The sequence below is a fragment of the Kocuria sp. NPDC057446 genome, assembly GCF_042802875.1.
Classification (GTDB): Bacteria; Actinomycetota; Actinomycetes; order Actinomycetales; family Micrococcaceae; genus Kocuria.
In genome coordinates, this window is record NZ_JBHVDI010000117.1 from 1 (window position 1) to 12,327 (window position 12,327).

10 protein-coding genes are annotated in these 12,327 nt (G+C 72.9%); 7 read left to right on the top strand and 3 right to left on the bottom strand.

Annotated elements, in window-relative coordinates; all coding sequences use genetic code 11:
* Positions 1–31 precede the first annotated feature (31 nt).
* A complete protein-coding gene (locus ACFU0Y_RS13320) occupies positions 32–1,237 on the bottom strand; it encodes an MFS transporter (RefSeq protein WP_380215009.1) in 1,206 nt (401 codons plus the stop codon).
* A 120-nt stretch (positions 1,238–1,357) separates the two neighbouring features.
* Positions 1,358–2,863, bottom strand: a complete 1,506-nt coding sequence (locus ACFU0Y_RS13325; RefSeq protein WP_380215010.1) for a GntP family permease — start codon at positions 2,861–2,863, stop codon at positions 1,358–1,360.
* Positions 2,864–3,053: 190 nt separating this feature from the next.
* Between ACFU0Y_RS13325 and ACFU0Y_RS13330 the strand changes: the two genes are divergently transcribed.
* Positions 3,054–3,863 carry a FadR/GntR family transcriptional regulator gene (locus ACFU0Y_RS13330; RefSeq protein WP_380215011.1) on the top strand — a complete coding sequence of 270 codons (810 nt, stop codon included), beginning with the start codon at positions 3,054–3,056 and terminating at the stop codon, positions 3,861–3,863.
* A gap of 1 nt (position 3,864) precedes the next feature.
* A complete protein-coding gene (locus ACFU0Y_RS13335; protein WP_380215012.1) occupies positions 3,865–4,641 on the top strand; it encodes an SDR family NAD(P)-dependent oxidoreductase in 777 nt (258 codons plus the stop codon).
* Positions 4,642–4,716: 75 nt separating this feature from the next.
* On the opposite strand, the gene ACFU0Y_RS13340 is transcribed toward ACFU0Y_RS13335, so the two are convergent.
* A complete protein-coding gene (locus ACFU0Y_RS13340; protein WP_380215013.1) occupies positions 4,717–5,700 on the bottom strand; it encodes an aldo/keto reductase in 984 nt (327 codons plus the stop codon).
* Between the two features lie 191 nt (positions 5,701–5,891).
* On the opposite strand from ACFU0Y_RS13340, the gene ACFU0Y_RS13345 reads away from it, so the two are divergent.
* The 5 genes from ACFU0Y_RS13345 to chvE all read left to right on the top strand — a co-directional run bounded on the left by ACFU0Y_RS13345 (position 5,892) and on the right by chvE (position 12,282).
* Complete coding sequence (locus ACFU0Y_RS13345) at positions 5,892–6,935, top strand: LacI family DNA-binding transcriptional regulator (RefSeq protein ID WP_380215014.1); 1,044 nt, start codon at positions 5,892–5,894, stop codon at positions 6,933–6,935.
* Positions 6,936–7,103: 168 nt separating this feature from the next.
* The gene (gene araB / locus ACFU0Y_RS13350) at positions 7,104–8,792 is read left to right on the top strand and encodes a ribulokinase (RefSeq protein WP_380215015.1); all 1,689 of its coding nucleotides are present in this window, start codon (positions 7,104–7,106) and stop codon (positions 8,790–8,792) included.
* Positions 8,789–9,541, top strand: coding sequence for an L-ribulose-5-phosphate 4-epimerase (locus ACFU0Y_RS13355; protein ID WP_380215016.1), 753 nt, complete (start codon positions 8,789–8,791; stop codon positions 9,539–9,541). The genes araB and ACFU0Y_RS13355 overlap by 4 nt, the downstream gene beginning before the upstream one ends.
* On the top strand, positions 9,516–11,030 hold the full coding sequence (gene araA / locus ACFU0Y_RS13360) for an L-arabinose isomerase (protein ID WP_380215017.1): 1,515 nt from the start codon (positions 9,516–9,518) through the stop codon (positions 11,028–11,030). The genes ACFU0Y_RS13355 and araA overlap by 26 nt, the downstream gene beginning before the upstream one ends.
* 133 nt (positions 11,031–11,163) lie before the next feature.
* On the top strand, positions 11,164–12,282 hold the full coding sequence (chvE, locus tag ACFU0Y_RS13365; protein WP_380215018.1) for a multiple monosaccharide ABC transporter substrate-binding protein: 1,119 nt from the start codon (positions 11,164–11,166) through the stop codon (positions 12,280–12,282).
* The last annotated feature ends 45 nt before the right edge of the window (positions 12,283–12,327 follow it).

Here is a 12,327-nt window from a genome sequence, read left to right on the forward strand (position 1 = left end):
GCGCCGCGCCGTGGCGGGCGGACCGGAGGGCTCAGTCCCCGGACCCGATGACGCGGTCGCGGCCCGCGAGCAGCGCGACGGCGCACAGCCCCACCATGAGCCCGGCCATGAGCAGCAGCGGCGGCTCCCACCGCCCGCCGGCGTCGTAGAGGGCGCCGACGACGGCGGGGGCGATCGCGGCCAGCGCGTAGCCCACGGACTGGGCCATCCCGGACAGGGCCGCCGCCTGCCGGTGGTCGGTGGACCGGAGGCTGAACAGGGACAGGGCGACCACGATGAGGCTGCCGCAGCCGATCGACCCGAGCACGATCCACAGCAGCGTCAGTCCCGGCGCGGCGGCCAGTCCCGTGAAGGCGGCGAAGGCCAGCGCGCCGCCGGCGAAGGCCACGGGACGCTGGTCGCGGACCCGGTGCATCAGCGCCCCGGTGCCGAGGCTGGCGCCCATCCCGATCAGCAGGAACAGCGCCATGTGGGTGCCGGCCGCGGTCGCCGAGACGCCGTGGCTGCGCTCGATGCTCGGCAGCCACGCCATGAGCACGTAGAACGCGACCGACTGCAGACCCATGAACAGGGTCACCTGCCAGCCCAGCGCCGAGCGCCACGGCGACCGGTAGGGGCCCGCCTCCGCGGCGGGGGCCGTCTGCTCGGCGTGCCCGGTCCGCAGCCCGGGGGAGAGCACCACCAGCGCCACCACGGCGAGCACCGCCCACACCGCCAGGGCCAGGCGCCACCCGGCCGGACCGGCGTGGGCGATCGGCACCACCAGTGCGGAGCCCGCCGCCGCCACCGCGCCCTGGATCGAGGTGTACACGCCGGTGACCTGGCTCACCCGCAGCGGGAACTCCCGCTTCACCAGCGAGGGCAGCAGCACGTTGAGGAACGCGATGCCGATGCCGATCACCGCGGTGCCCGCCCACACGGCGCCCTCGACCGGCGCGGAGCGGCCGGCGATCCCCGCCGCGAGCAGCAGCAGCGACAGCCACAGGGCCCGGTCCAGGCCCGTCCGGGCGGCCACCGCCGGGGCCACGGGGGAGAAGAGGGCGAACATGGCCAGCGGCAGCCCGGTCAGCAGGCCGGCCTGGCCCGCCGAGATGCCGAGGTCGCGGCTGATCTCCTCGAGCAGCGGCCCCACGGTGACGAACCCGACGCGGAGGTTGACCGCGATCAGCACCACTCCGAGGAAGCCGAAGCCGAGACGGGCCCGCCGGCCCGTGGCCGATGACGCGTTGGTGAGCACGGCACACCCTTTCCGGTACACGGGACGGAGGATCTCCGGACAGCGTAGACGGGGCGGCGCGCCCCGGCACGCCGCCCCGTCCCGGCCGGAGCCCGGCTGTCCCGCCGGGTCCGGCCGTGGTCAGCCGAGGATGAGGTTGAGGACGAACAGCAGCGGGATGGACCCGGCCCAGACGGCGGTGGTGATCCCGGACCAGCCCTTCAGTGCGTCCGTGCCCTCCAGCCCGGTGAAGCGGGTGACCACCCAGAAGTAGGAGTCGTTGAAGTAGCTGAACACCATCGACCCCGCCGTGCAGGCCAGGACGGCGACGACGGGGTCGATGCCCAGCGTGGTCACGAGCGGCGCCGAGACGGAGGCCGCGGTGATCATCGCGACCGTTCCGGAGCCCTGGGCGATGCGCACGAGGGTGGCGATCAGGAACGGCACGAGGAACGCGGGCAGCGGGGTGGAGGCGATGGCCTCGGCCAGGGCGTCCCCCACGCCGGAGCTGCGGAGCACCTGGCCCAGCGCGCCGCCGGCGCCCGTGATGAGCAGGATCAGACCGGCCGAGGCCGCGGCCTCGGCGAACCAGCCGTGCGCCTTGGTGCGGGGCGTCCACCGGGGCAGGAGCACGTAGAGGGCCAGGATCATGCCGATGATCAGCGCGACCACCGGGTTGCCGATGAACGCGAACGGGACCGCCCAGGAGGAGGGCTCGTACTCGTCGCCGCCGATGACGCCCTGGGCGTTCTGGTCGATCGCGCCGGTGACCGTGTTGAGGATGATCAGCAGCAGCGGGACGAGCAGCGGCAGGGACGCCACGAACGCGCCGACCTTGTGCGGCTTGGCGCCGGCCGGCGGCTCACCGAGGTCGTAGGCCGGGTCACCGGTGGACTCCTGGGCGGCCTCGTCGTCGAGCCCGTCCCGGGGGCCGTCCTGCAGGTCCGTGCCTGCGCTGCGGGCGCCGCCGCCCCCGACGCCGGCCGTGGCGACGGTGCCGTAGACGGCCTCGCGCACGTGCTCCTCGACCCTGGGCTCGAGCTGGGGGCCGATCCAGCGCGCGTAGAGGACCACGACGGGCAACAGGAGCACGGTGAAGGCCAGACCGGCCAGGATGACGGCCCCGAGGTCCGCGCCGAGGATGCCGGTCACGGCGAGGGGCCCCGGGGTGGGCGGGACCAGGTGGTGGGTGAGCGTCATGCCGCAGCCCAGTGCCAGTGCCAGGGTCACGTAGCCGGCCCGCTTCACGCGGGCGATGGACCGGGCGAGCGGGTTCATGATCACGTAGCCGGAGTCGCAGAACACCGGGATGGAGACGAGGGCGCCCACGCTGCCCATCGCCCACGGCTCGCGGCCGTGGCCGAAGACGCGGAGGAAGGCGTGCGCGAGCGCGTTGGCGGCCCCGGAGACCTCGAGGATCTTGCCGATGCCCACGCCGAGGCCGATCACGATGCCGATCGAGGCGAGCGTGTTCCCGAAGCCGGTGGTGATGGCCGAGACGATGTCGAGCACCGGCTGGCCCGCGACCAGCCCGGTGACGAGGGCGGCGATGAGCAGCGCCACGAAGGCGTCCAGGCGCGTGCGGAGCACCAGGACGATGATGGTGGCGATGCCCAGCACGAGTGCCAGGAGTAGTTGCAGATCCACGGTGATCGGCTCCTCGGGGACGTGGGGCGGGCGGGCGGTCGGCCCGGCCGATGGGAATTGACGAGAGCGGCAGTGCATGTGAGGCTAGTCACACATATGACGTCTGACAAGAGGCAGGTGCGGATCGTGAACCGTGACCCCGAGGTGCGCACCGGTGCTCCCGCGCGGGCCGCGGCGGGGCGGCGTGACGATGGCTAGGAAGTCGCTGGTCGAGGCCGTCGCCGAAGAGCTGCTCGAGCGCATCCTCGAGGGCGAGGTGGGCCCGCACGAGGCCCTGCCCCCCGAGGCCGAGATCGCCCGGGCCTCCGACGTCAGCCGGCTCACCGTCCGGGAGGCCCTCAAGGCGCTCCAGGCGCAGAACATCGTCTACGTGCGGCGCGGGCTGGGGACCTACGTGAACCCGCCCGACGCGTGGACCGGGCTCGAGGCGATCCTCAAGGCCGCCGCCCGGAGCGCGACCTCCCACCAGGTGGCGCTGCGGCTGCTGGAGGTGCGGCGCATGGTGGAGACCGGCTCCGCGGAGCTGGCCGCCGTCCACGTCACCCCGGAGGACCTCGCGGCGATGGAGGCCGCGGTCCAGGACCTCCGGCGCGCGCACGAGGCCCAGGACCTGGACGAGGTCACCCGCGCGGACATGGCCTTCCACGACGCGGTGCTCCGGGCCTCGGGCAATCCGTTCGTCCCCGTCCTGCTGGCCCAGCTCTCCCAGCTCCTCTACGCCGAGCGCCGGGCGACCTCCGCGTTCCCGGAGGTCCAGCGGCACGCCATCGAGCACCACGGGCTGGTCCTGGCGGCCATCGGCAGCCGGGACCCCGAGGCCGCGCGCAAGGCCATGGAGGCCCACATCGACCAGACCTACGCCGACTACGAGCACTACGTCGGCCGCGGGACCGCACCCGGCGGACCCGATCCCGGGCCGGGCGGGCTGCCCGACCCGGCACTCCGGCCCGCCCCCGACAGCACACCCGACAGCACACCCGACAGCACAGGAGACGACTGACATGACCGAGACCACCGCCTTCCCCGCCGAGCGCACCGCCGTGCTCACCGGTGCCGCCTCCCCGCGCGGCATCGGCCGCGCCACCGCCGACCTGCTCGCGAGCCAGGGCTGGAGCGTCGCCGTCCTCGACATCGACGGCGACGCCGCCGCCGAGGCCGCCCGCGACATCGCCGGCCGGCACGGGGTGCAGACCCTCGGGCTGCGCACGGACGTCTCCGACCAGGACTCCGTCGACGAGTCCGTGGCCCGGGTCGAGGCGGAGCTCCCGCCGATCGTGGCGCTCGTCAACCTCGCGGGCATCAGCTCGCCCACGGAGTTCATGCAGGAGACCCGCGAGGCCTGGGACCGGGTCTTCGCCATCAACATGACCGGCACGTTCATGGTGACCCAGCGCGTGCTGGCCGGGATGATCGAGCGCCGGCTCGGCCGCGTGGTCAGCGTCTCCTCGATCTCCGCCCAGCGCGGCGGCGGCACCTACTCCAAGGTGGCCTACAGCGCGTCCAAGGCCGCCATCATCGGCTTCACCCGCGCCGTGGCACGCGAGATGGGCGAGCACGGCATCACCGTGAACTGCATCGCCCCCGGTCCCGTGGACACCGACATCATGGGCGGCACGCTGAGCGAGGAGCGCAAGTCGGACATGTCCAAGGACATCCTCGTGGGCCGCGTGGGCACCGTGCGGGACATGGCCGCCCTGCTCGCCTTCCTTGTCGGAGAGGACGCCGGATTCATCACGGCAGCGACATATGACATCAACGGAGGGCTGCAGATCTCCTAGTCGCATCGTATTTCCCGGTCGTCGCGGCCGTGCCGGGCCCGCCCTCGGCGCTGCCGGGACGGGCCCGGCACGGGCTCACCAGCGGGGGTGGACGTCCGCGCGGAAGTAGGCGTCGTAGATCCTGCGGACGCCGGCGTCGAGCTCCCGGCCCAGGTCCCCGGTGTCCGCCGCCGAGGCGTTGCCGCGGACCTGCTCCACGCTGCGGGCCCCGGGGATCACGGTGCTGACGCCGTCCTGGGCGATGATCCACGCGAGCGCTGCCTGCGCGGTGGTCACGCCGTCCGGGAGCAGCCCGGCGAACTCGCGGACGGCCTCGAGGCCGCGCTGGAAGTCCACCCCGGAGAACGTCTCCCCGACGTCGAAGGCGTCACCGCCGCGGTTGTAGTTGCGGTGGTCGTCCTCCGCGAACCGGGTGTCCGCGGTGTACTTCCCGGACAGCAGCCCCGAGGCCAGCGGCACCCGGGCGATGATGCCCACCCCGGCCTCCTTCGCCGCCGGCAGCACGGCGTCCAGCGGCTTGAGCCGGAAGGCGTTGAGGATGATCTGGACGGTGGCGGTGCTGCCGCGGGCGATGGCCGCGAGCGCCTCGTCGGTGCGCTCCACGCTGACGCCGTAGTGGCGCACGGCGCCCTCCTCGACGAGCGTGTCCAGGGCGTCGTAGACCTCCTGGTCGCTGTAGACGGGGGTGGGCGGGCAGTGCAGCTGGACGAGGTCGAGGGTGTCGGTGCCCAGGTTCCGGCGCGAGCGGTCCACCCACTGCCGGAAGTTCGCGAGCGTGTAGTTCTCCGGGACCTGGTCGGCGCGGCGGCCCATCTTCGTGGCCACCGTGATGTCCAGCTCGGGGCGGTCGCGCAGGAACGCGCCGATGGTCTGCTCGCTGCGGCCGTCGCCGTAGACGTCGGCGGTGTCGAAGAACGTCACCCCCGACTCCACCGCGGCCTCGAGCACGGCGGTGGCCTCGGCGGGGTCGACCTCGCCCCAGTCCGCGCCCAGCTGCCACGTGCCCAGCCCCACGGTGGAGATCTTCCGTCCGGTCCTGCCCAGTGTGCGTTGTTCCATGCGTCGAATCCCGTTCCGCGATCGGTGGAGGGTCACCCGGGGGCCCCGGGGACGGCGGCCCGTGGATCCGGGAGCACCGGGGACCACCATGCGGGGTGACGTGTCCACCGCGCAAGCACCGGGAGACCCGCGGAGCCCCCGGGCGGTCCCCGCGCTGGGTCCGCCCGGTGCCGTGCAGTACCGTTCTGGCCATGACCGTCGAGGGTGGTGCGCATTCCGCACGGCCTCCGCGTGCCCCGAACATCCGGGACGTGGCCCGCGCGGCCGGTGTCTCCCACCAGACCGTCTCCCGGGTGATCAACGGGCACCCCGCGCTGCGCGACTCGACCCGCCAGCGGGTCCTGCAGGCGATGGAGGAGCTGCGCTTCCGGCCCAACCGCGCGGCCCGGGCCCTGGTCACGAGCGAGTCCCGGACCATCGGCGCCCTCGTCTCCTCGGGCGCCGAGTACGGTCCGTCGGCCAGCCTCCGGGCGGTCGAGACGGCCGCCGACGAGGCGGGCTACGTGGTGGACACCGCCCACATCGACCACGCGGACCGCGCCTCCATCGAGTCCGCCCTGGACCGGATGGTCGCCCACGCGGTGGAGGGGCTGGTGATCCTCGCGCCGCAGTCGCGCACGCTGGAGGTGATCGAGCAGCTGTCCATCCGGATCCCGTTCGTCACCGTGCACTCCCTGCACAGCGAGGACCACCGGATGTCGGTGGACCAGCTGGCGGGCGCCCGGCTGGCCACCCGGCACCTGCTGGAGCTGGGGCACCGCCACGTGGTCCACGTCCCGGGCCCCGAGGGCTGGGTCGAGACGGATGCCCGCCGCCAGGGCTACCGGGAGGAGGTGGCCGCCTGGGGGCTCGAGCCCGTGGTGGTCCCCGCCGGCGCGTGGACGGCGGACTCCGGCTACCGCGCCGGACTCGGGATGCGGGGTAGCAGCCGGTTCAGCGCGGTCTTCTCCGGCAACGACCACATCGCGCTCGGCCTCGTCCACGCCTTCGTCGAGGCCGGCCTGCAGGTGCCCGGGGACGTCAGCGTGGTCGGCTTCGACGACGTGCCGGAGGCCGCGCACTTCCTGCCGCCGCTGACCACGGTCCGCCAGGACTTCCCCGAGCTGGGCCGCCGGTGCATGGCCGTGCTGCTCGCCGAGCTGCGGGGGGAGCAGCCGGTCCGGCCGGGAGACGTGGAGCCCGTGCTCGTGGTGCGCGGCTCCACGGCCGCGCCCGCCACGTCCGGCGTCCGGTAGCCCTCCTTCCCGGCCGTTACCAAACCGTTATCAAGTGATGTGGGACACATGGTCCGGCGCTGCGGTACGTTGGCCCGAACATCAAATGTGACCGTTCACATTCCGGTGGGGACGCGGCTGCCGGTCCTCTCCCCGGAGGGTGCGGCCCGAACGACAACGAGGTCCTCCGTGCGCCAGCCCAGCCCAGATCCCACGTACGTCATCGGCGTCGACTACGGCACCCTGTCGGGGCGGGCCGTCGTCGTGCGGGTGCACGACGGCGCCGAGCTGGGCTCCGCGGTGCACGAGTACCGGCACGGCGTGATGGACACCGTGCTCGCCGCCACGGGGGAGGCCCTCCCGCCCGAGTGGGCGCTGCAGGTCCCCGCGGACTACGTGGACGTCCTGCGGCACGCGGTGCCCGCCGCCGTCCGCGCCGCCGGGGTGGACCCGCGCGCCGTGGTGGGCGTGGGCACCGACTTCACCGCGTGCACCATGGTCCCGGTCCGGGCCGACGGCACGCCCCTCAACGAGCTGCCCGGGCTCGCGGACCGTCCGCACGCCTACGTGAAGCTCTGGCGCCACCACGCCGCGCAGGGCCAGGCCGACCGCATCAACGAGCTCGCGGCCCGCCGCGGGGAGCGGTGGCTCGCCCGCTACGGCGGCCTCATCTCGAGCGAGTGGGAGTTCGCCAAGGGCCTGCAGCTGCTCGAGGAGGACCCCGAGCTCTACCACCTCATGGACCACTGGGTGGAGGCGGCCGACTGGATCGTGTGGCAGCTGACGGGCCGCTACGTGCGCAACGCCTGTTCCGCCGGGTACAAGGGCATCCTGCAGGACGGCGAGTACCCCGACCCCGAGTTCCTGGCCGCCCTCAACCCCGGGTTCGCCGGGTTCGCCCGCGACAAGGTCGACCACCCGATCGGCGCCCTCGGCACCGCCGCGGGCACCCTCAGCGCGCAGGCCGCGGAGTGGACGGGCCTGCCCGCCGGCATCGCCGTGGCGGTGGGCAACGTCGACGCGCACGTGAGCGCCCCCGCCGCCCGGGCCACCGCGCCGGGGCAGATGGTCGCGATCATGGGCACCTCCACCTGCCACGTCATGAGCTCCGACACCCTGCGCGAGGTCCCCGGGATGTGCGGCGTGGTGGACGGCGGGATCATCGACGGGCTCTACGGCTACGAGGCCGGGCAGTCCGGGGTGGGCGACATCTTCGGCTGGTTCACCGCCCACTTCGTGCCCGGCCGGCTCCAGGAGGAGGCCGCCGGGCGCGGGCTGAGCGTGCACGAGCTGCTCACCGAGCAGGCGAGCCGCGAACCGGTGGGCGCCCACGGGCTCCTGGCCTTGGACTGGCAGTCCGGCAACCGGTCCGTGCTCGTGGACCACGAGCTCTCCGGGCTGCTCGTGGGCCTCACCCTGGCCACCCGTCCCCACGAGGTGTACCGCGCCCTGCTCGAGGCCACCGCCTTCGGCACCCGCACCATCGTCGAGGCGTTCGCCTCCTCCGGGATCCCCGTCACCGAGTTCGTGGCGGCCGGCGGGCTGATCAAGAACTCCTTCCTCATGCAGATCTACGCGGACGTGCTCGGCATGCCGATCTCGGTGATCGGCAGCGACCAGGGCCCGGCCCTGGGCTCCGCCATCCACGCGGCCGTGGCCGCCGGAGCCTACCCGGACGTCCGGGCGGCGGCCGCGGCGATGGGCCGGCTCGAGCGCCACGCCTACACCCCGAACCCCGCGCACACCGAGGCGTACTCCGTGCTCTACCAGGACTACACCGCGCTGCACGACCACTTCGGCCGCGGCGGCAGCGACGTCATGCGCCGGCTCAAGGCGCTCCGGCGCAACGCCCGTTCCACCCAGGAGGTCTCCGCATGAACGCCCTGACGCCCGAGCTCGAGGAGCGCGTCGCCCGGGTGCGGCGCGAGGTCGCGGAGCTGCACGCCGAACTGGTCCGCTACGGGCTGGTGGTCTGGACGGCCGGCAACGTCTCCGGGCGGGTTCCCGGCACGGACCTCTTCGTGATCAAGCCCAGCGGCGTGAGCTACGACGACCTCGCCCCGGAGAACCAGATCCTGTGCGACCTGGACGGCCGCCCGGTCCCCGGCACCCCGGGCGCGGAGCGCTCGCCGTCCAGCGACACCGCGGCCCACGCCTACGTCTACCGGCACCTGCCGGAGGTCGGGGGAGTGGTCCACACCCACTCGCCCTACGCCACCGCGTGGGCGGCCCGCGGCGAGGCCATCCCCTGCGTCCTCACGGCCATGGCGGACGAGTTCGGCGGGGAGGTCCCCGTCGGCCCCTTCGCGATCATCGGCGACGACTCGATCGGGCGCGGCATCGTGGAGACCCTCGCCGGCCACCGCTCCCGGGCGGTCCTGATGCGCAACCACGGCCCCTTCACCGTCGGCAAGGACGCCCGGGACGCCGTCAAGGCCGCGGCCATGCTCGAGGACGTGGCCCGCACCGTGCACCTCTCCCGCCAGCTGGGCGAGCCGCTGCCCATCGAGCCGGCGCACGTCGACTCCCTGTTCGACCGCTACCAGAACGTCTACGGCCAGCAGCCCGCGGCCGTCCCCACCACCCCAGGAGCGCACGCCCGTGAATCCTCTGCCCACCGCCCTTGACCACTACGAGGTCTGGTTCCTCACCGGCAGCCAGGACCTCTACGGCGAGGACACGCTGCGCCAGGTGGCCGAGCAGTCCCGTGAGATCGTCCGGCTGCTCGGCGCGGCCGGGCTGCCGGTCGAGGTGGTCTGGAAGCCCACGCTGAAGGACGCGGAGTCGATCCGCCGCACCGCCCTCGAGCTCAACGCCGCCGACGGCGTGATCGGCGCCATCGCCTGGATGCACACCTTCAGCCCGGCCAAGATGTGGATCACCGGCCTGGACGCGCTGCGCAAGCCGCTGCTGCACCTGCACACCCAGATCAACGTGGCCCTGCCGTGGGACGAGATCGACTTCGACTTCATGAACCTCAACCAGGCCGCGCACGGCGACCGCGAGTTCGGCTACATCCAGACCCGGCTCGACGTCCCGCGCAAGACCGTGGTGGGCCACGTCTCCACCTCCGGGGTCACCGAGCAGATCGCCTCCTGGCAGCGGGCGTGCGCCGGCCGCGCGGCGGTGCAGGGCCTGAAGGTGGCCCGGTTCGGCGACAACATGCGCAACGTGGCCGTGACCGAGGGCGACAAGACCGAGGCCGAGCTGCAGTTCGGGGTGTCCGTGAACACCTGGGGCGTCAACGACCTCGTGGCCGTGGTCGACGCCCAGTCCGAGGACCGCGTGGACGAGCTGGTCGCCGAGTACGAGGAGCTCTACGACGTGGCCCCCGAGCTGCGCCGCGGCGGCGAGCGCCACGAGTCCCTGCGGTACGGGGCCCGGCAGGAGCTCGGGATGCTGCAGTTCCTCGAGGAGGGGGGCTTCGGCGCCTTCACCACGAACTTCGAGGACCTCGGCGGTCTGCGCCAGCTGCCGGGCCTGGCCGTGCAGCGGCTCATGGCCCGCGGTTACGGCTTCGGTGCGGAGGGGGACTGGAAGACGGCCCTGCTCGTGCGGGCGGCCAAGGTCATGGGCGCCGGCCTGCCCGGGGGCGCGTCCCTGATGGAGGACTACACCTACCACCTGGTGCCCGGCGAGGAGAAGATCCTCGGCGCCCACATGCTGGAGATCTGCCCGACGCTCACCACGGCGCGGCCCTCCCTCGAGGTGCACCCCCTGGGCATCGGCGGGCGGGAGGACCCCGTGCGCCTGGTGTTCGACACCGACGCCGGGCCCGGCGTGGTCGTGGCGATGTCCGACATGCGGGACCGCTTCCGGCTCACCGCCAACACCGTGGACGTGGTGCCCCCGGACGCCCCGCTCCCGAACCTGCCGGTGGCCCGGGCCGTCTGGCAGCCGCACCCCGACCTGGCGACCTCGGCCGCGGCCTGGCTCACCGCCGGGGCCGCCCACCACACCGTCCTCAGCACCGCGGTGGGCGCCGACGTGATCCGGGACTTCGCCGACATGACCCGGACCGAGCTGCTCCTCATCGACGGAGCCACGACCCTGCGGGAGTTCCAGCGGGAGGTGCGGTGGAACGCGGCGTACCACCGGCTCGCCCAAAAGCTCTGACCACGACGCCCGACGGCCGGCACGACCGCTCACTGCCGGCACGACCTCGCCCCACCACGACAGCCACGACCACGACAGCCACGAACACCACGACCACCGGGCAGTGCGGCCCGGACCGACGAAAGGCACGACCATGACCCCGAAGATCGACCTGAAGAAGACCCTCACCGGGGTGACCGCCCTGACCCTCGCGCTGGGCCTCACGGCCTGCGGCGGCAGCCGCGGCGCCGGCGCGGAGGAGGGCTCCAACGAGGGCGCCCGGATCGGCGTGGCGATGCCCACGCAGCAGTCCGAGCGCTGGATCGCCGACGGCGAGAACGTCAAGGCCCAGCTCGAGGAGCTCGGCTACGAGGTGGACCTCCAGTACGCCAACGACGACATCCCCACCCAGATCTCCCAGATCGAGAACATGATCAACGGCGGGGCCAAGGCCTTGGTGATCGCCTCGATCGACGGCACCACGCTGACCAGCGTGCTCGACACGGCCGAGACCCAGGAGATCCCCGTGATCGCCTACGACCGCCTCATCAACGAGTCGGACACCGTGGACTACTACACGACCTTCGACAACTACGAGGTGGGCGTCCAGCAGGGCACGTCGCTGCTCACCGGCCTCGGCGTCCTGGACGAGAACGGCGAGCCCACCGGCGAGAAGGGCCCCTTCAACGTGGAGCTCTTCGCCGGCAGCCCCGACGACAACAACGCGACCTTCTTCTGGGACGGCGCGATGGACACCCTCAAGCCGTACCTGGACGACGGCACGCTCAACGTCCCCAGCGGCCAGACCGACTTCGAGCAGGCAGCCATCCTGCGCTGGCTGCCGGACACCGCCCAGGACCGGATGGAGGACCTCATCACGGTGGGCGGCGGCGACCAGCTCGACGGTGTGCTCTCCCCCTACGACGGCCTCTCGATCGGCATCATCTCCGCGCTGCGCTCCGGCGGCTACTCCCAGGACGAGCTGCCCGTGGTGACCGGCCAGGACGCCGAGATCGGATCCGTGAAGTCCATCGTCAACGACGAGCAGTACTCCACGATCTTCAAGGACGTCCGCGAGCTCGGCGAGCGCGCGGTGCTCATGGTGGACTCCCTGATGAAGGGCGAGGAGCCCGAGGTCAACGACGAGGAGACCTACGACAACGGCGTGAAGGTGGTCCCCGCCTACCTGCTCGAGTCGCAGATCGTCACGAAGGACAACTACCAGGAGGCCCTCGTGGACAGCGGCTACTACGAGGCGTCCGAGATCGAGTGATCGCGACCGGCCGGGCGGTCCGAGGCCGCCGGGCCGGCCCGTCCC

What these genes read in the sequence shown, in the direction of transcription:
- ACFU0Y_RS13340 (WP_380215013.1), bottom strand. Translation starts at nt 5,700, where the DNA reads ATGGAACAACGCACACTGGGCAGGACCGGACGGAAGATCTCCACCGTG.
- ACFU0Y_RS13345 (WP_380215014.1), top strand. Translation starts at nt 5,892, where the DNA reads ATGACCGTCGAGGGTGGTGCGCATTCCGCACGGCCTCCGCGTGCCCCG.
- ACFU0Y_RS13335 (WP_380215012.1), top strand. Translation starts at nt 3,865, where the DNA reads ATGACCGAGACCACCGCCTTCCCCGCCGAGCGCACCGCCGTGCTCACC.
- chvE (WP_380215018.1), top strand. Translation starts at nt 11,164, where the DNA reads ATGACCCCGAAGATCGACCTGAAGAAGACCCTCACCGGGGTGACCGCC.
- ACFU0Y_RS13355 (WP_380215016.1), top strand. Translation starts at nt 8,789, where the DNA reads ATGAACGCCCTGACGCCCGAGCTCGAGGAGCGCGTCGCCCGGGTGCGG.
- ACFU0Y_RS13330 (WP_380215011.1), top strand. Translation starts at nt 3,054, where the DNA reads ATGGCTAGGAAGTCGCTGGTCGAGGCCGTCGCCGAAGAGCTGCTCGAG.